The 16,914-nt window shown below is 59.4% G+C and carries 18 protein-coding genes and 2 pseudogenes; 5 read left to right on the top strand and 15 right to left on the bottom strand.

All coding sequences use genetic code 11. From position 1 onward, the window contains the following. Window positions 1-3 precede the first annotated feature (3 nt). Together FQ187_RS24305 and FQ187_RS24310 are read right to left on the bottom strand one after the other, a co-directional pair. A complete protein-coding gene (locus FQ187_RS24305; RefSeq protein WP_090183042.1) occupies window positions 4-933 on the bottom strand; it encodes an amidohydrolase family protein in 930 nt (309 codons plus the stop codon). A 311-nt stretch (window positions 934-1,244) separates the two neighbouring features. After that, entirely contained in the window at window positions 1,245-2,135 is an 891-nt protein-coding gene (locus tag FQ187_RS24310; protein WP_129443730.1) for a LysR substrate-binding domain-containing protein, read from the bottom strand. Window positions 2,136-2,253: 118 nt separating this feature from the next. Between FQ187_RS24310 and FQ187_RS24315 the strand changes: the two genes are divergently transcribed. The 3 genes from FQ187_RS24315 to FQ187_RS24325 are packed head-to-tail and all read left to right on the top strand — an operon-like array spanning window position 2,254 to window position 5,863. After that, window positions 2,254-2,718: a (2Fe-2S)-binding protein gene (locus tag FQ187_RS24315; RefSeq protein ID WP_129443731.1), complete on the top strand. Its 465-nt coding sequence runs from the start codon at window positions 2,254-2,256 to the stop codon at window positions 2,716-2,718. Then, window positions 2,718-4,931, top strand: a complete 2,214-nt coding sequence (locus FQ187_RS24320; RefSeq protein ID WP_149631420.1) for a molybdopterin cofactor-binding domain-containing protein — start codon at window positions 2,718-2,720, stop codon at window positions 4,929-4,931. The genes FQ187_RS24315 and FQ187_RS24320 overlap by 1 nt, the downstream gene beginning before the upstream one ends. A gap of 5 nt (window positions 4,932-4,936) precedes the next feature. Continuing rightward, on the top strand, window positions 4,937-5,863 hold the full coding sequence (locus tag FQ187_RS24325; RefSeq protein ID WP_149631421.1) for a LysR family transcriptional regulator: 927 nt from the start codon (window positions 4,937-4,939) through the stop codon (window positions 5,861-5,863). Between the two features lie 116 nt (window positions 5,864-5,979). Here FQ187_RS24325 and FQ187_RS24330 read toward each other — a convergent pair whose 3' ends face one another. The 10 genes and pseudogenes from FQ187_RS24330 to FQ187_RS24370 all read right to left on the bottom strand — a co-directional run bounded on the left by FQ187_RS24330 (window position 5,980) and on the right by FQ187_RS24370 (window position 14,205). Beyond that, window positions 5,980-6,162, bottom strand: a complete 183-nt coding sequence (locus tag FQ187_RS24330; protein ID WP_149631422.1) for a hypothetical protein — start codon at window positions 6,160-6,162, stop codon at window positions 5,980-5,982. Continuing rightward, a complete protein-coding gene (locus FQ187_RS30035; protein WP_178122758.1) occupies window positions 6,163-6,336 on the bottom strand; it encodes a hypothetical protein in 174 nt (57 codons plus the stop codon). Between the two features lie 8 nt (window positions 6,337-6,344). Beyond that, window positions 6,345-6,720: pseudogene (locus FQ187_RS24335) on the bottom strand (copper-binding protein). A gap of 6 nt (window positions 6,721-6,726) precedes the next feature. Then, window positions 6,727-9,885: an efflux RND transporter permease subunit gene (locus FQ187_RS24340; protein ID WP_149631424.1), complete on the bottom strand. Its 3,159-nt coding sequence runs from the start codon at window positions 9,883-9,885 to the stop codon at window positions 6,727-6,729. After that, entirely contained in the window at window positions 9,882-11,366 is a 1,485-nt protein-coding gene (locus FQ187_RS24345; RefSeq protein ID WP_149631425.1) for an efflux RND transporter periplasmic adaptor subunit, read from the bottom strand. The genes FQ187_RS24340 and FQ187_RS24345 overlap by 4 nt, the downstream gene beginning before the upstream one ends. Further along, window positions 11,363-12,619: a TolC family protein gene (locus FQ187_RS24350; protein ID WP_149631426.1), complete on the bottom strand. Its 1,257-nt coding sequence runs from the start codon at window positions 12,617-12,619 to the stop codon at window positions 11,363-11,365. Before FQ187_RS24350 ends, FQ187_RS24345 begins: the two co-directional genes overlap by 4 nt. Window positions 12,620-12,717: 98 nt before the next feature. Next, window positions 12,718-13,059: a hypothetical protein gene (locus FQ187_RS24355; protein ID WP_149631427.1), complete on the bottom strand. Its 342-nt coding sequence runs from the start codon at window positions 13,057-13,059 to the stop codon at window positions 12,718-12,720. 159 nt (window positions 13,060-13,218) lie between these two features. Beyond that, the gene (locus tag FQ187_RS24360) at window positions 13,219-13,461 is read right to left on the bottom strand and encodes a DUF2933 domain-containing protein (protein WP_149631428.1); all 243 of its coding nucleotides are present in this window, start codon (window positions 13,459-13,461) and stop codon (window positions 13,219-13,221) included. Then, window positions 13,451-13,870, bottom strand: a complete 420-nt coding sequence (locus tag FQ187_RS24365; protein WP_149631429.1) for a MerR family DNA-binding protein — start codon at window positions 13,868-13,870, stop codon at window positions 13,451-13,453. The genes FQ187_RS24360 and FQ187_RS24365 overlap by 11 nt, the downstream gene beginning before the upstream one ends. Then, window positions 13,870-14,205, bottom strand: a complete 336-nt coding sequence (locus FQ187_RS24370; RefSeq protein WP_371925555.1) for a heavy-metal-associated domain-containing protein — start codon at window positions 14,203-14,205, stop codon at window positions 13,870-13,872. The genes FQ187_RS24365 and FQ187_RS24370 overlap by 1 nt, the downstream gene beginning before the upstream one ends. 210 nt (window positions 14,206-14,415) lie before the next feature. On the opposite strand from FQ187_RS24370, the pseudogene FQ187_RS24375 reads away from it, so the two are divergent. Together FQ187_RS24375 and FQ187_RS24380 are read left to right on the top strand one after the other, a co-directional pair. Next, a pseudogene (locus tag FQ187_RS24375) lies at window positions 14,416-14,960 on the top strand (redoxin domain-containing protein). Window positions 14,961-15,043: 83 nt separating this feature from the next. Continuing rightward, entirely contained in the window at window positions 15,044-15,907 is an 864-nt protein-coding gene (locus tag FQ187_RS24380) for a F510_1955 family glycosylhydrolase (protein ID WP_256667422.1), read from the top strand. A gap of 131 nt (window positions 15,908-16,038) precedes the next feature. Here FQ187_RS24380 and FQ187_RS30540 read toward each other — a convergent pair whose 3' ends face one another. Genes FQ187_RS30540 through FQ187_RS24395 form a run of 3 tightly spaced genes read right to left on the bottom strand, consistent with a single transcriptional unit; the run spans window position 16,039 to window position 16,893 of the window. Continuing rightward, window positions 16,039-16,251, bottom strand: a complete 213-nt coding sequence (locus FQ187_RS30540) for a GDCCVxC domain-containing (seleno)protein (protein ID WP_149631431.1) — start codon at window positions 16,249-16,251, stop codon at window positions 16,039-16,041. Between the two features lie 6 nt (window positions 16,252-16,257). Continuing rightward, window positions 16,258-16,533 (bottom strand): mercury resistance system periplasmic binding protein MerP, encoded by a 276-nt coding sequence (gene merP / locus FQ187_RS24390; RefSeq protein WP_149631432.1) that lies wholly within the window; start codon window positions 16,531-16,533, stop codon window positions 16,258-16,260. A 12-nt stretch (window positions 16,534-16,545) separates the two neighbouring features. Beyond that, window positions 16,546-16,893 (bottom strand): mercuric transporter MerT family protein, encoded by a 348-nt coding sequence (locus tag FQ187_RS24395; RefSeq protein WP_149631433.1) that lies wholly within the window; start codon window positions 16,891-16,893, stop codon window positions 16,546-16,548. Window positions 16,894-16,914 lie beyond the last annotated feature (21 nt).

Raw genomic sequence — 16,914 nt, forward strand, 5'->3', positions numbered from 1 at the left:
GGTTCAGCTCCTGGCCAGTTGGGTGGTGACAGGGCGCTTCAACTGCGCCTCGGCTTCGGACACGGAACGTGGCGGCGGGGTCGGTTCGAGGCCGATCATCCGTGCGGTGTTATTGCCCAGGTATTCTTCGAGGGTGTCCTCGTCGAGATTCAGACCTTGCGGCGGCTCATGGCAGAGCACTTCCAGCAGGCGCAGCCACATGCCCGGCTCGTTCGGCGGGGTGTCGGTGCCGAAGAGGATTTTGTGGGTGGGCAAGACCTTGGCGAACTCGACGATCCGCGATTGCAGGCACCAGCCCGATTCGCAGTAGACGTTGGGCAGTTCCATCGCCCATTGCATCGGTTCGAAGACATAGACGCCGCCAGTCTGTACCCCGAAGTGCGCCATGATGAAGTCGACGTTGGGGAACTCCTTGATCATCGGCACCCATTCCGACGGGATGCTGTAAGGCCCGTCGCCGGTGTGCAGCTTGACCGGGATGCCCAGCTCGGCGCATTTCTCGAAGGCCGGACGGACCCAGTCCAGCGCGCGATCCGGGCGATAGGCGTGCATGTTGGCCTGCATCTGGACCATCTTGAAGCCGTGTTCCTTGACGTAGCGCTCGATTGCCTCGACGCCGTTTTCCACACCGCAGCGCGGGTTGTAGACGAAGCAGCCAATGAAGCGATCCGGGTAGGTCTGGACCATCTTCAGCGTGTAAGCCATGTAGGCATCGATGGACTCGCGTCCGGTGAGGTCGCCGTCGGTCCAGGTGTAAATGGTGTTGCCTTGTGGTGGCTGGATGAAGGCTTTGTCGATGCGGCGAGGTTTGCCGTTGACCATGTAGGGGCCATCCATCATCTCCAGCAGACGCTCGCCGGTGAACGGGTCACCGTCATGCCTCCACGCGAGGTCCACCAGGTCGGTGGGATAGCAACTGATATCGATGATCATTGAAGTCGATCTCCTGATAGCGGGGAAGGGAACCTTGCGGTTCGCAGCAGCCATGTCCCGGGCAATCGGCCATTTCTATGCGCATTGCTGCGCATTCCCTCGCCTGGTCGCACCCGGCTCGGGACGCTGGCTGCTTGGGAAGGAGTATTGGAAGGGGGGATCGGATTCGTACAATATTAATTGGGCGAGGGGTTGATACGTGTTCGATATCGGGCAGGTTTTTGTGGTGGATGTGCGGACCTTTTTCGCGAGCAGGCTCGCCCACAGGGAAACGCATTCCAGATGTGGGAGCGGGCTTGCTCGCGAAGGCGTCAGATCAGTGTTTGCAGAGCCAGCGTCTTGATCACCTCAACCACCGGCGCCACCCGCTCGGCCTGTCCCGGCGGCCACACCGCGTAGAGGTTGTAATGCGCCGCAATCTTCGCGTCGTTCAGTTCCACCAACCGCCCCGAACGCAACGCATCCGCCGCCAGCAACCCGCGCACCAGTCCCGCGCCAACCCCAGCCTCGGCGGCAGCAATCAGGTTCGCCGCATTATCAAAAACCACTCGCGCCCCCGGCTCTGTCGGGGTCATTCCCGCGGCATCCAGCCAGGGAATCCACGACCGGCGCGTGTACCCCAACAAAGGTAATTCCAGCACCTGCGCGGGAGTAATCGGCACCTGCAAACCATGCCTTTCCAGCAACGCAGGCGATGCCACGGCCCGGACGCTATCACCACAAATCTGCGACATCTCGCAGTCTTCCCAATCGCCATACCCGTAGCGCAACGCCAGGTCCACCCGCTCGAACGAACTGCGATCCGATCGCGGCATCGACAGCAATACCACTTCATGGTCTGGCAATAAATCGAGCAGTTCCGGTAGCCGTGGATTGAGCCAGCTCTGGGCCAACTCGCTGTCCACATCGATCGTCAACCGTTGCGCGACGCTGCGGTTTTTCACCGAGGACAGCGCCCGGTCGATCTGCGCAAGGCCGTCGGACAGCACGCTGGCAAACAATTGCCCGGCATCGGTCAGGTTGCTGCCGCCGCCTTCGCGGACGAACAGCGGCTGGCCGATGAAGTCTTCCAGGCTGCGGATCTGCTGGCTGATCGCACTGTGGGTCAGGTCGAGCTTGCGCGCGGCGCTGGAGAAGCTTCCGCTGCGAGCGGCCTGGATAAAGGCACTCATGGACTGCACCGACGGGTATCGCTTGTACATGCTGTTAGTCCTACTTACACAGGATGGCAGAAATCGTCGCTGGCCCGTTTTTGCGCAGGCTCCCAATAATCGGCGACCAGGCCTGCACAAAGACGGGCCGCTCTCTTGGAGCCTGACAATGATCGAATTCACGGTAAACGGCGAACGACACGAGTTGGTAGAGCCATCGCCCTCCATGCCCTTGTTATGGGTGTTGCGAGACCACTTGAAACTCACCGGCACCAAGTTTGGTTGCGGCATGGGCCTGTGCGGTGCCTGTACCGTGCACCTGGACGGTGTCGCGGTACGTTCCTGTCAACTGCCGGTCGCCGCCGTGGCGGGGCACAGCATCACCACCATCGAAGGCTTGTCACCCACCGAACAGCATCCGCTGCAATTGGCCTGGGTTGCCGAAGATGTGCCGCAATGCGGTTACTGTCAATCCGGTCAGATCATGTCCGCCGCCGCGCTGCTCAACACCGGGGCGGCGGTCACCGATGACTCAATCCGTAACGCCATGTCCGGCAACCTGTGCCGCTGCGGCACTTACGGGCGAATCAACAAAGCCATCAAGCGCGCGGCTGCTGCGCCGAAGGAGGCGTGATGTCTTTTATCGACGACACTCTGGTCGAACTGCCGCGCCGCATCTTCCTAAAGCAAGCAGCCACCGTTGCGTCCGGTCTGGCGATTGCGTTCTATCTACCCTCAGGCATCGCTGCGTCGGCCCCCAAGGCGCCTGCACCTACCGGCGAATTCGAACCGAATGCCTGGGTCCGTGTATTGCCCGACGGCACGGTGAAACTGGTGGTGCACAAGCACGATTCCGGCACCGGCACCCAGACTGCATTGGCTGCTTGTGTGGCTGAGGAGCTGGATGTCAACCCGATGACGGTGCAGGTGATCACCCCGGAAAATCCGTTCTTCGAGGCCTACATTCATCCGATCTGGAAAGTCTATTCCACCGGTGGCAGCACCAGCGTGTCGCTGGAATACGATCGCTTGCGGATGGCCGGCGCGACGGCCCGCGCACTGTTGATTGCGGCGGCGGCCAAACAGTGGAAAGTCCGCACCGACAGTTGCAACACCGAAGAGGGTCGCGTGGTGCATACCGCCAGCAAGCGCAGCCTTGGCTACGGCGAATTGGTGGGTGTCGCCGCGCATTTGCCGGCACCCGCCAAGGTCACTCTGAAGGACCCGGCGCAGTTCAAGTACATCGGCAAACTGCGGCACAAGCGCGATGCGGCGGCCAAGGTCTGCGGGCGCTTCAAGTACAGCATCGACGTGGAATTGCCGGAGATGCTGGTGGCGGTGATTCAGCGCACGCCAGTGGTTGGTGCGAAAGTGCTGGCGTTGGACTCCAGCGCTACCCTGCAAGTGCCGGGCGTGCGGAAAGTGATTGCGATTCCTGGCAGACCTGACGTGCTGGGCGGTAATCAGGAGGGGGTTGCCGTGCTGGCCGACAACTACTGGGCCGCCCATCAGGGCCGCGAATTGCTCAAGGTGCAATGGAGCGACTCGCCCCTGGCCGGATTCGACAGCGATAAACTGGCGACGGCCCAAGCGGCGGCCATTGACGACAAGACCACACAACGGGTGTCAGCCATGGCGGCGGGAGATGTAAGCGCTCAATGGCCGAAAGCCGCGAAGCTGCTCGAAGCCGACTATCGCATGCCGTACAAGGTGCAGAACCCGCTGGAGCCGATCTGCATTACAGCAGAGGTGAAGAATGACGCCATTACCTACTGGGGCGGCGTTCAGGTGCCATCCTCGGCGCTGGAAGCTGCGCAAACGGTGTGCAAGATCGCCAAGGACAAGGTCACCATCAATGAGTTGGTGTCCGGTGGCAGCTTCGGGGCGCGGGAGGCCAAGTACTGGTTGTTCGAAGTGGCATACCTGGCGCAGCAGGCCAAGGTGCCAGTCAAGTTGATGAACAGCCGTGAAGACGAAATGCGTGCGCTGTTCATGCACCCGGCGACTCTGCATCGAGTCAAAGGTGCGCTGGATGCTCAGGGTCGGTTGACCGCGTTGCAGCTCAATGCGGTGTCGCCCGCCTCGCCGGAGCAGTGGGAGCCGGGCTATTTCGAACGCCCCGACCACATGGACTACAGCACTACCGAGGCTATCACCGCGTGGGACTTTGCTTATCGTCCTGCGAATCTGGACCTGGTCTGGGTCAGGCACGAAAGCAACGTGCCCAGCGGCTGGTATCGCTCCGTGAGTTTCATTCCCAATGTGTTTGCCGTGGAAAGTTTCATGGACGAACTGGCCCACGGTGCCGGGCAGGATCCTTTGGCCTTTCGCCTGGCCAACATGCACGATCGCCCTCGGCACGTCGCGGTGCTCAAAAGCGCTGCCGAACGCGCCGGTTGGGGCCAGCCGTTGCCTGAAGGGACGGCATTGGGGATCGCCACTAATCAGGGTTACACCAGCTTCATCGCGGTGGTCGCGCGACTGTCGAAAAAGGATGGCGTGATCAAGGTCGAGAAACTCACCTGCGTGGTCGATTGCGGTCTGGCCGTGTCGCCGGGTGGTGTCGAAGAACAGATTTACGGCGGCCTGATGTGGGGCCTCGGCCACGCGCTGTTCGACCGGATGGACATCAAACAGGGCAGGGTGGTGCAGAGCAACTTCCATGACTACCGGGTGACTCGCATGTCCGACATGCCGGCGGTGGACATCCTGGTGCTGGACGGCGAGCCGAGCAAACCCGGCGGCGTCGGTGAACTGGGCAGCCCTTCGGTGGCCCCGGCCATCGCTAATGCGCTATTCAGCCTGACCGGGGTTCGTCAGCGCTCGACACCACTGACTCTGGGATAGCCGTCATGGACCTGCGATTGCTGCGCTATTTCATGGCACTGGCCGAAGAGTTACATTTCGGTCGCGCTGCCACGCGGTTACACATCTGTCAGCCGCCGTTGAGCCAGCAGATTCGTCTGCTGGAGGAAGAACTCGGCACGCCGCTGTTCGAACGCAGTCATCACCGGGTCGAGCTGACCGCGGCCGGGCAGATGCTCAAGGAACAGGCGCCGCTGGTGTTCGAACAACTGAACCGTGCGCTGGACCTGACGCGTCAGACCGGCCGCGGGCAGTTGGGCGAGCTGGAAATCGGCATGATCAGCTCGGTGATGGTCGGCGTGCTGCCACGGGCCTTGCATCTGTTTCGGGAGCGCTATCCGCAGGTCAATTGGCGTCTGCATGAAATGACCCCGGCGGCGCAGGTCATGGCGTTGAAGGAGAAACGCATCGATGCCTGTGTGTTCCGGGTCGGCTATGACGATCCGCAGTTGCGCAATGAACTGCTGATCTACGAGCCGATCCGGGTGGTGATGCCCGTTGCTCATCCGTTGGCCCGACGCGAATGCCTGGCTCCTTCGGACCTGGCGCAGGAACCATTCGTAGCGTTGGAACTCAAGCAGTCGCGGTTTGCCGATTTTCTTTACCAATGCTGCATCAAGGCCGGATTTACTCCGCAGATTCGTCAGCAGGTGATCGAGGTGCAAACCCTGCTGAGCCTGGTGCGGGCCGGTTTCGGTGTGGCGCTGTTGCCAGCGTCCATTGAGCAGATGGCGCCAGCCGGGCTGGTGTTTCGTCGCCTGACACCGGCATTGCCGGAAGTGCCGCTGTACGCCACTTACCGCGCGGACGATGACTCGCCGGTGCTCAAGCTGTTTCTTGATACGTTGCGCGAGTTAGTCCTCGAGGAAGGGGGGGCGAACTTAAAAGATCGCACCTGTAGAGAAATCAGATAAAAATGTCGCGGGTTCCCCCGACCTCGAACTTCATGCCACTGCAACCTTGTAATGCGAAGTCCGATTTATCGGCTTCTCGATACTCTTCGTGGTTGGCAATGTGGCGGGGGGCCTTTCTACAGACAAGGGCAGGAGCGATGCACCGCCAGTACCCGACCCTCGCGCAAGATAGCCAAAGCGTTGTACAGCTCGCCGGGTGACGCCTGTTCAACAAAGCCGACCACGCATTGCAACTCACCGCACTCGCTGGCCAGTTGCAGCAGTCGCGGGTCATCCCGCGAACAGGCGACCTCCAGCACTTATGCGCCCAAGCCATAACCGGTGAGTGACGGCTCGGGAAACACCAGCAGATCAAGGCGCGCCTGACGCGCCTGTGCTATCCAGTGCCCATGGCATTGCAAGTTGAAAGCCCAATCACCCAGGCGCGGATTGATTTGCGTGATGCGTGTTTGCAAGCCGTCGGCGGTCTTCATGAACGTCCTCAGATCAGATTATTGCGCTTGAGGAAATCGCGGGTCACGGTCTTGATCGACACGATAGTGGCTGTCATTCCCTCGGCACGAAACTCAAACGCTACTCGATCCCCAGCCTTCAGGCCTGCCAATTGTTTGGTTGTTGCGTTGAATGCCATGGTCATGGCGGGCCACTGCACGGCCGGTACGGCGCCATGGGCGATAGTCACCGTATGTTTCGTGGTATCGACGGCCTTGACCGTGCCCTCGGCTTTGGCCACTGGAGCCTGCGTTGTTTCCTGCTTCATCTGCATGCCCTCCATTCCATCCATTTTCATGCCCGGCATATCCGCTGACGTGGGCCGAAAGAGACAGCGTAAATACGGTGCTTGCAACTGCAATCAGGGCAAGTCATGCGACTTTTCCTTGAGGGTTGACGGGTTCAACTGAGAGGTGCCGGCGACGCATCAAGCGATAGGCTGCCGGAATGACAAACAGGGAAAGTAAGGGTGCCGTGACCATGCCGCCGACCATGGGTGCAGCAATTCGGCTCATCACCTCGCTGCCGGTCCCGCTGCCCAGCAAGATGGGTAACAAGCCAGCAATGATGACGGCCACGGTCATGGCCTTGGGTCGAACACGCTGCACGGCGCCTTCACGAATCGCCGCAACCAGACCGCGCTCAGTGCTGTCGCCGAGGTCTTCACGTTCGGCCCAGGCATTCTTCAGGTAGAGCAGCATGATCACGCCAAACTCGGCGGAAACACCGGCCAAGGCGATAAAGCCGACCCCGGTGGCGACTGACAGGTTGAACCCCAACAGATAGAGGAACCATGCCCCGCCAGTAAGGGCGAATGGCAGAGTGGCCATGATCAGCAAAGCCTCATCGAAGCGGGCAAAAGTCAGGTAGAGCAGCACGAAGATGATCAACAGCGTGGCAGGCACCACCAGTTTGAGTCGTGCGTTAGCCCTTTCGAGAAACTCGAACTGTCCTGAGTAACTCAGGCTCATACCGGGCTGCAACTTGACCTGATCATTGACGACCCGTCGTAGATCAGCGACCACAGAGGCAATGTCCCTACCACGCACATCGATGTACACCCAACCTGAAGGTCGTGCGTTCTCGCTTTTGAGCATCGGCGGACCGTCACTGACCTTGACCTTGGCCACTGTGCCGAGGGTGATCTGGCTACCTAGCGGGGTATAGATCGGCAGCTGCTCCATGGCACCGAGCGAGTCACGCCACTCCCGTGGGTAACGCACGTTGATCGGGAAGCGTGCAAGCCCTTCAATGGTTTCGCCGACGTTTTCACCGCCGATAGCGCCGGCCACGATGGACTGCACATCGGCGATATTCAGTCCATAGCGGGCGGCGGCTTTGCGGTCGATATCCACATCGATATAGCGACCACCAGTCAGTCGCTCGGCCAGAGCCGAACTGACACCGGGTACACCCTTGGCCACTCGCTCGACCGCCTGGGTGGCCGCATCGATCTCGGTCAAGTTGGTGCCGGCAATTTTCACCCCGATCGGGCTCTTGATCCCGGTGGCGAGCATGTCGATGCGATTGCGGATTGGCGGTATCCAGATATTCGTCAACCCAGGAACCCGTACCACTCGATCCAGTTCCTCCACCAACTTCTCCTGGGTCATCCCAGGGCGCCACTGCTCGTGCGGCTTGAATTGGATGGTGGTCTCGAACATCTCCAGCGGTGCCGGGTCGGTGGCGGTTTCGGCGCGGCCCGCCTTACCGAAGACGTGTTCGACTTCAGGCACGGTCTTTATCAGACGGTCAGTCTGTTGCAGCAGCTGCGCCGCTTTCTGCGCCGACAACCCCGGCAGGGCCGAAGGCATATAGAGCAAATCCCCCTCGTCCAGCGCGGGGAGAAACTCGCCACCCAAGCGAGAGATCGGCCATAGCGCGCTGAGAAAGACCAGCAGCGCCACCAACAGCGTGATCTTTGGTCGACGCAAGACTGAGTCCAGGGCTGGCTGATAGATCCGAATCAACCACCGGTTCAACGGGTTCTGTTGTTCACTGGGAATTCGTCCTCGAATCCAGTAGCCCATCAGCACCGGTACCAGAGTCACCGACAGTCCGGCTGCCGCAGCCATGGCATAGGTCTTGGTGAAGGCGAGGGGACCAAACAGGCGGCCCTCTTGAGCCTCCAGGGTGAACACTGGAATGAACGACAGAGTGATGATCAACAAACAGAAGAACAGCGCCGGGCCTACCTCTGCCGCCGCTTCGGTCATTACATGCCAATGACGTTCACCCTTCAGTTCTTCCCCCGGATTGGCCACGTGCCAAGCCTCAATCTTCTTGTGGGCGTTCTCGATCATCACCACGGCAGCATCGACCATGGCGCCGATGGCGATGGCGATCCCGCCCAGGGACATGATGTTGGCGTTGATGCCTTGATAGCGCATCACGATGAAGGCAATCAGCACCCCCACCGGCAAGGAGATAATGGCCACCAGGGATGAGCGCAGGTGCCAGAGAAAGATCCCGCAGACCAGCGCGACGACGATGAACTCCTCGATCAGTTTGTGGCTGAGGTTTTCCACGGCGCGGTCGATCAACTTGCTGCGGTCGTAAGTGGTGACGATTTCCACCCCGGCCGGCAGACTGCTTTTCAGTTCGTCGAGCTTGGCCTTCACCGCCGCAATGGTCTCGCGAGCATTCTTGCCGCTGCGCAGAATCACCACACCGCCGACGGTCTCGCCTTCGCCGTCGAGTTCGGTGATGCCGCGACGCATCTCCGGCCCCTGTTGGATTGTCGCCACATCGCCAAGGGTCACTGGCACGCCACCAGCACCGAGCTTCAGCGGGATCGCGCGAAAGTCATTGAGGGTCTTCAGATAGCCTGAGGCGCGGACCATGAATTCAGTCTCCGCCATCTCCAGTACGGCGCCACCGGTTTCCTGATTGGCCTTGCCAATCGCCTCGGTCACTTGCGCCTGGGTGATGCCCAGGCTGGCCAGTTTGAGTGGGTCGAGCTGCACCTGGTATTGCTTGACCATACCGCCCACGGTGGCCACTTCCGCAACGTTGGGCAGCGTCTTGAGTTCGAACTTGAGGAACCAGTCCTGAAGGGCGCGCAGTTGCGCCAAATCATGTCCACCGGTGCGATCCACCAGGGCGTATTGATAGATCCAGCCCACCCCGGTGGCGTCTGGTCCCAAGGCCGGTTTGGCCGTAGCTGGCAAGCGGCTTTGTACCTGGCTCAGATACTCCAGTACTCGTGAGCGAGCCCAATACAAATCGGTACCGTCTTCGAACAGCACGTAAACGAAGCTGTCGCCGAAGAAGGAGTAACCGCGTACGGTTTTCGCTCCCGGTACCGAGAGCATGGTGGTCGCCAGCGGATAGGTCACCTGGTTCTCGACAATTTGCGGCGCTTGCCCCGCGTAGGGGGTGCGGATGATCACCTGAACATCGGAGAGGTCCGGCAGTGCATCGATGGGGGTGCTCTGAACCGACCAGACGCCCCAGGCAGTGACGAATAACGTGGCCAGCAGGACCAGGAAGCGGTTGGCCACAGACCAGCGGATAAGGGCAGCGATCATGGCTGGCCCCCTAGTTTTTCCAGACGCTCAACGCGCAAACCATCATCGGTTTGGCTCACTGCGATCCGAACCTTGTCGCCCGATTTGAGCCCTTGCATGAGCGCAGGGTCCGCCAATGGGAAGGTCATGGTCATGCCTGGCATGCCCAATGTTTTGAAGGGACCATGGGCGAGCGTTACGTCTTTGCTATTGATCTGTAGGACTTGCCCCTCCGACTCATGAAGGGCAGAGGCGGCGGTTGGAGGTGCTGGCATTTCCAGCGTGCTTGCGACGATGCCCTTGAGGCTGGCCTCGGAGTCGAGCAGGAACTGTCCAGAGGAGACCACCTGCTGGCCTTCCTCCAGACCGTTCAACACCACCGTCTTGCCTTCGTTTTCCTGCCCAAGCTGAACCTCTACCGGACGGTAGCGACCCGCGGCTTCGGCGAGCATCACCAGCGTGCGCCGGCCGGTGCGGATGAGCGCCTCGCTCGGCACCCACAACACGCTTTGCTCAGTCGAACGATTCAAGTGTACCTGCGCCGTCATACCCGGTCTGAGTCGCCCATCAGGGTTGGCCAGTTCGACCCGCACGCGAACGGTGCGGCTGTCCGGATTGGTTTCGGGAAGAATCGTGCTGACCACGCCTTTGAGCACAGTCCCAGGGAAGGCTGGCAGGCGTGCTTCGACCGTTTGACCGAGGACGATCGATCCCGTCTCCGACTCTGGAACGGCCACGGCTAGCCAGACGCTACTCAAGCCATTGACTCGAGCCAGAGTCTCGCCGGCCGCCACGGTCATACCCGTACGTACATCCAACTCTTGCAGCACACCGCTAATGGGGCTGGTGAGGGTCAGGTTCGGCTGGACCTTACCGCTGCGCTCTATCTGGGCAATCAGCGCCGCCGGCATCCCGGTGAGGTGCAACCTTTGGCGTGCCGCCACCAGCAAGTCAGCATCGCCATTACGCTTCAATGCGAGGAATTCTTCCTGAGCCGCGGCCCACTCCGGTACCAGGATATCCGCCAATGGCGCATTGGCTTTGAGCACATCGCCGGGAGCATGGGTATAGACCCGCTCGACAAAACCTGCGGTACGCGCCTGAATCACGGCGACATCCCGCTCGTTGAACGCCAGCACGCCGACTACGTCCAGGCTAGAGGCGAGGACTCCACGGGTGACTGTCGCCAGGCGCAGGCCGAGATTCTGGGTCAGGCTTGGGTCGATGCTGATGGCGGCGCCGTTCGTTGCGGCGTCAGCGTATTGCGGCACCAGTTGCATGTCCATGAAGGGGGATTTGCCCGGCTTATCGAATTTCTGCTGCGGCTTCATCGGGTCGTACCAATACAGCACCTTGCGTTGGTCTTGTGTCTTGGGACTCTGCTCGGTGAGCGCATCAGGCATTGCGCTCATACGCTGCTGAGCGAACCAGTAGCCGCCTGCAACCCCTAGGGCGACCGACACGCCAGTCAACACAGCCGTTTTCCATTTTCGAGTGCTCATAGGCTGGTTTCCCCGTAATTGAAATACAAGCGCGCATTGGTCAGGGCTCGCTGTTCTTCGATGTCGACTTGTTTGAGTCGGACCTCGATGAGTTCACGTCGAGCCGCGACGACAGCCGTCAGGTCGCCTTTCCCTGCGCGGTAACTGGCCATGGTCAGTCCGACCTTTTCTTTGGCCAGGGGTACCAGGCTTTCCTGACTGCGGCGCACGGCACGATTCAGGCGTTCGTATTCGGCCAAATCCTCCTCCAGTTGCTGGTTTTTCTCACGCACCATGACTTCACGCTCAGCCTCCAATTGGTTCAGTTCAGCGTGTTTAGCAGCGATCTTTGGATTTTGACGGGAGTCGGGAAACAGTGGCAGATCGAAACTGAACTGCACGCTGACCATGTCACCGAACTGACTGCCACGGTGTTGGTAATCGAGTTCCCAACTCCAGTCGGATTGCTTTTCCGCCTCGGCTTCACGCACCTTGGCTTGCGCCTCGCGAGTCATCGGCACAAAGGCCACCAGCGCAGGGTGATGTTGCAGTTTGCGGGTGTAACCTGAGGTCTCGACGGGCCATTGCGGCAAGCCACCAGTGGGTTCGTCGTTGGCCGCCGGCCCAATCCAGCGCTTGAGCGCAGCCCGGGCTTGAGCACGCAGGCGGACTAGGTCGTCCTGTTGATCTGCTAATTGAGCCGCCTCCTGCTTGGGTGTCACTGCATCGGCAGGTTGGGCACGACCACCGGCGATCTGTGCCCGGACGGTATCGGCCAACAGCCGATTTTCTTTGTAAAAGTCCTGGAACAGGACCTCTTTACGTTCGATGGAATAGCTGCTGATCCAGGCCAGTGCCGTGGCCTGACGGACGTTCAGGCGCTCGACACGACCTTCGGCCGCTGCTCGGTCAACGGCCGCATCGGCAACGTCAATGCGCGCTCGGCGTTTGTCGCGGTTGGGTACTTCCTGCATGACCCCAACCATCTGCATGGTCATGAAGTCCTGGTCAATACTCCAGCGATTGGGGCCGCCAATGGGATAGTTCTGCACGCCGAGTTTTAACTTCGGGTCGGGTAGTTCGCCGGCGGGAATAGCAGCACTGCTGGCAGCGTGCAGTTTGGCGGCTTGGGCGGTCAGTGACGGGGCGTTGTTTTCGGCCAACTGCAAGGCTTCATCGAGTGTCAGTTGGGCGGCCAGGCTCGGCAATGCCAGCACGCATGCCGCCAGGCCGGCCACTAGGGACCAACCTGTGCAATAGCACTTGGAGTTCATGTTCACGATTCCTGTGATGTTCCACTGCGCGCCTCTTAGACATGCACGCAGAAATGCCATCCCGCTAAAGCAGGATGAGCCTCAGTGTGGTACAGGAATCAAATACGAGGCGGTCGCCAGACCCCGGACGGGGCATGAACGGGCAGGAAGTCGCTGAAGAGGGATAGCACCAGCGGACTGGAAAAGCGGGTGGAATGTTTCACAATCGACACTTGCAGCAAACTGCCGCTCTTGCATTCCTGACCTGGCTTACAGGGTTTGCCGTGCTCGGTGGGACTTTTCATGTCATGGCAGCAGTCTTGCCCCATACCGTCCATCATCGCCATGCCCATCGTCTTCATCGGGCAAGGCTCAGTTGGCGCCTGAACACCCGCCATCCCGCTGAGGGGAAGCGCCAAGCTAATCAGGAAAATGAGACAACACCGCAGGTAGCGTTTCATGCTGGGGAGTCTAGCGGCTGGTAGCGGACTGTACAATTACGAATCTGTCAGAAAGGGCCGTCGGATTGGGTCTGAAGGTCAATAAGAACCTCTCTGTGTAAAAACAAGGACTCGCTAAACAGCCAGGTCCAACTCGTTGAGCATGTAAACAGTTACCGCTCACGGCCTATCGCCTGGATCACGTTTGATCGGTTTGACCTCCTGTGTGTCACCCGTAGTGGGCGCATCCCTGTGCATGTTTCGCATACAAAACACCATCGACAGCGGACACAGCAGCACCAGAAAGATCAGCGCGTTCGCCACGATCCAGGCTTGAAAAGCTGGAAACAAGACATAGGCTACCGCCAAGATAATGGCAGCACCGACGCCCAGTTGGATCATTGAGGGTTTATTACGAGTCATGATGCTCTCCTTTCGGGCAAGTCGTGGTAGATAGGTCATCCAGAACCGGCCCAAGTGGTTGCTCAGAGTCATCGCAGTGCTCGGTCAGATACGACAGGGCCTCACGCATGACCTGAAGCGTGGTGATACGCGCATTCAGCGCATCGATGTTGCTCAGCGCGATGGCCTGAACCTCGTCGTCAGGACGATTGCGGTCCCGCCATAACGCTAACAAGGCACGAACCCGCTCGATCGGTAATCCCAGATCTCGTGCATGGTGGATGAAACGTAAAATGTGTACATCGCGCTCGCAGTAGACGCGATAACCAGACAGCGTGCGCTGTGACTGCGGGATCAGGTCAATGCGCTCGTAGTAGCGGATCATTCGAGTGGACAAGCCGCTGACACTTGCCACCTCACCAATGTTCATTAGATCCTCCCGCGCCCGACGCCCGACGCCCGACGCCCGACGCCCGAGGCACAAGTCATGCCGCCGATGGCCAAGACCAGTTCATCTTCGTTCACGCGGTAGCCCGCGTCTTCTACGGCCTGGAGCAGGGGCGTCAGTGCTGCGTTGACATCAACTTCGACGGTTGCCGTTTCGCTGACCAAGTTGACACTGGCGGCAGAAACACCAGGCACTCGGGTCAATGCTTTCTCGACACGTGCTACGCAGGAGGCACAGGTCATTCCCGCTACGCCGAGCGTCCATTGCTGGACAAGATTAGACGTGGTGGTAGTGGTATGGGGGAATAGGCTGGCCATCAGCAACCTCCTGAGGAACCTCTCTGCTATGAGGTTGGACCTTGCCACTGCGGTAAGGTCAAGCAGCAACTCGATTGCTGGACGAGTCCGCGAAAAGAGGATTGAGGCCGGTCTGTCGGCGGAGTAACCAGTTTAATGCGGATGACGCAGAAAGATTTTCTAATTCAATGGCCTACAGGGTACATACCCTGGTTTTCGCCTTGTCTTGGTGTGTCTCCTATACTTGGCGACGAAGCACCGGATTTCACCGCCGAAAGCACCGATGGCCCGCTCCACTTCCACGAGTGGATTGGCGACAAATGGGCAATCCTGTTCTCGCATCCGAAGGATTTCACCCCTGTCTGTACCACCGAACTCGGTTATATGGCTGGACTCAAGCCGGAGTTCGACAAACGCAACACCAAGATAGTCGGGCTCAGCTCTACGACATGATTCACCCGAATGCCGGTGGCGGTTCACGCACCGCCGTGGACAACGCCACGGTGCGTTCGGTATTCATCGTCGGCCCGGACAAGAAGGTCAAGGCGATGCTGATCTACCCGATGAGTGCCGGGCGCAACTTTGACGAAGTGTTGCGCCTGCTCGATTCGCTGCAATTAAACGCCAAACACGCGGTCGCCACCCCAGTGAACTGGCGGCCGGGCGAGGACGTCATCATTCCCACGTCGGTGTCCGACGAAGAGGCCAGAAAGAAATACCCACAGGGCTTCAAGACGTTGAAGCCCTGCCTGCGCACCGTGGCGCAGCCGAAGTAACAACAACCAGCAAGGGCTCAATCACAATTGGAGAAGGGATTATGTATCTGGGAACGACTCTACGCCGGACGATATCGATTGGAGTGTTGATTGGGCTCACCCACCTGACTGCCGGCGCCGCGACGACGGTCACCTTGAAGCATGTCCACGGGCTCGCTTTCAGCCAGGATGGGCAACAGCTGTCCATCCCCAGCCATGACGGCCTGGCCCTGTACCGTGATGGCCACTGGAGCAAGGCGCCTGGGCCTGAACACGACTACATGGGCTTTTCTGCCGGCCGTCAGGCGATCTATAGCAGCGGCCATCCGGCCAGTGGCGGTGGCCTGGTCAATCCTTTCGGGCTAATCAAGAGCAGTGATGGCGGGAGTACCTGGCAGCAGCTTGGATTTCAAGGAGAGTCGGACTTTCATCTGTTAGCCAGTGGATTCGACAGCGGCGCTATCTACGTTTACAACACGCACCCAAACTCGAAAATGACCTCTGCTGGCTTGTACTACAGCCTGAACGACGGAGCCACCTGGCAGCATGCTTCGGCGCAGGGAATGGGGCCAGAGCCAAGTGCGTTGGCGGTGCACCCTACGGATAGCAAAACAGTTGCTGTGGCGACCAGCAGCGGCCTGTTTTTATCGAGCGATGCCGGCGAGCACTTCCAGTCAGTTATCCAGAACGTGCAGGTGCTGAGCGTCAGCTTCAGCATTGACGGAAAGAGTTTATGGTTCGGCAGCTTTAACAAGGTGCCATTGCTTTCGACCCTGGACCTGAAGACCCACGAGATCAGCGCCCTCGGCTTGCCACCACTCAATCAGGATGCGGTCGCTTACCTGGCACAGAGCCCTACTAATGCTCAGGAGTGGGCGATGGCGACGATCAAGCGTGACGTCTATCTGTCGCAAGACGAAGGCAAGACCTGGAAAGCTATCGCACAAGCGGGGCAAACGTTGGAATAACTCCTCAGACTGAGTGCTCCAAGGGATAGGCCAAAATTCAGTTTGTGAGTGTTGGGTCAAGCGTCCTTATGCATCTGATGTGTGCAGTTGTTGTATCAAAACAGCAACAGCGCATCAGCCTGCTGTGCTTCCTATCCACAACACCCTCGCTGCGCTTGAATGGGTGGGCATTTCACCGAGCCGAAGGAGCAGAACACACAGCAGTCGCCCGGATCAGGGCGCAGTAGTTTCTTGCAGTTATTGCACTCGTAAAAGTACAGGCAGGCATCTGTGGGCATGGTTTCCTGCCGGGCGAAACCACAGTGCGGGCAGGTCAGCACGGACTCAAGAACAATGGTACTCATGGGGCATCACTTCTGCACGGTGGAGGGGTAGCCTGCATTCATTGTCGCCTTGGTGAGCGCTTCGTACGTGGTTTGGTCCGGGTCGAAGGTCACTGTGGCCGTTTTCTTGTCGAAATCGACCGTGACCGCAGTTACGCCTGGTACCTTCTGTAGTGCCTTCTTCACTGTGATCGGGCAAACCTCGCAGGTCATGTTCTGAACGCCGAGCGTAACGGAAGCTGGTGGGGCGGCCAGAGCTGCCAAGGGTAAGCTGACGAGCAGGGCAATCAGTAGTTGGCGCATGGTGATCTTCTCTCAGTAAAACAGTGGGGCGAACCAAGGCACGGCCAATAGGCCGAGCAGTAGTACTGCAACCAACCAGAAAATGAACCGTTGTCGCTTGAGGGGACGAGAGACAGCGCAAGACGAACCCGAAGTGCAGGCCTGCGGTACAAGGTAGAGCTTGTAGAAGGCTAAACCGAGAAATAACAGCGTCAGCCCGATGAAGATCGGGCGATAGGGCTCCAGTGCCGTCAGATTTGCGACCCAGGCGCCGCCGATCCCAAGGGTCAGCAATACCAGTGGTCCGACACAACATACGGATGCACCAATAGCGGCAAGCGCACTGGCGAACAGCGAATTTTTCCCCGTGATAAATGCCATGTCGGTTTCCTTGAGCCTGTT

Source organism: Pseudomonas sp. ANT_J28, assembly GCF_008370005.1.
Classification (GTDB): Bacteria; Pseudomonadota; Gammaproteobacteria; order Pseudomonadales; family Pseudomonadaceae; genus Aquipseudomonas; species Aquipseudomonas frigoris.

What these genes read in the sequence shown, in the direction of transcription:
- FQ187_RS24305 (WP_090183042.1), bottom strand. Translation starts at nt 933, where the DNA reads ATGATCATCGATATCAGTTGCTATCCCACCGACCTGGTGGACCTCGCG.
- FQ187_RS24310 (WP_129443730.1), bottom strand. Translation starts at nt 2,135, where the DNA reads ATGTACAAGCGATACCCGTCGGTGCAGTCCATGAGTGCCTTTATCCAG.
- FQ187_RS24315 (WP_129443731.1), top strand. Translation starts at nt 2,254, where the DNA reads ATGATCGAATTCACGGTAAACGGCGAACGACACGAGTTGGTAGAGCCA.
- FQ187_RS24320 (WP_149631420.1), top strand. Translation starts at nt 2,718, where the DNA reads ATGTCTTTTATCGACGACACTCTGGTCGAACTGCCGCGCCGCATCTTC.
- FQ187_RS24325 (WP_149631421.1), top strand. Translation starts at nt 4,937, where the DNA reads ATGGACCTGCGATTGCTGCGCTATTTCATGGCACTGGCCGAAGAGTTA.
- FQ187_RS30035 (WP_178122758.1), bottom strand. Translation starts at nt 6,336, where the DNA reads ATGAAGACCGCCGACGGCTTGCAAACACGCATCACGCAAATCAATCCG.
- FQ187_RS24340 (WP_149631424.1), bottom strand. Translation starts at nt 9,885, where the DNA reads ATGATCGCTGCCCTTATCCGCTGGTCTGTGGCCAACCGCTTCCTGGTC.
- FQ187_RS24345 (WP_149631425.1), bottom strand. Translation starts at nt 11,366, where the DNA reads ATGAGCACTCGAAAATGGAAAACGGCTGTGTTGACTGGCGTGTCGGTC.
- FQ187_RS24350 (WP_149631426.1), bottom strand. Translation starts at nt 12,619, where the DNA reads ATGAACTCCAAGTGCTATTGCACAGGTTGGTCCCTAGTGGCCGGCCTG.
- FQ187_RS24355 (WP_149631427.1), bottom strand. Translation starts at nt 13,059, where the DNA reads ATGAAACGCTACCTGCGGTGTTGTCTCATTTTCCTGATTAGCTTGGCG.
- FQ187_RS24360 (WP_149631428.1), bottom strand. Translation starts at nt 13,461, where the DNA reads ATGACTCGTAATAAACCCTCAATGATCCAACTGGGCGTCGGTGCTGCC.
- FQ187_RS24365 (WP_149631429.1), bottom strand. Translation starts at nt 13,870, where the DNA reads ATGAACATTGGTGAGGTGGCAAGTGTCAGCGGCTTGTCCACTCGAATG.
- FQ187_RS24370 (WP_371925555.1), bottom strand. Translation starts at nt 14,205, where the DNA reads ATGGCCAGCCTATTCCCCCATACCACTACCACCACGTCTAATCTTGTC.
- FQ187_RS30540 (WP_149631431.1), bottom strand. Translation starts at nt 16,251, where the DNA reads ATGAGTACCATTGTTCTTGAGTCCGTGCTGACCTGCCCGCACTGTGGT.
- merP (WP_149631432.1), bottom strand. Translation starts at nt 16,533, where the DNA reads ATGCGCCAACTACTGATTGCCCTGCTCGTCAGCTTACCCTTGGCAGCT.
- FQ187_RS24395 (WP_149631433.1), bottom strand. Translation starts at nt 16,893, where the DNA reads ATGGCATTTATCACGGGGAAAAATTCGCTGTTCGCCAGTGCGCTTGCC.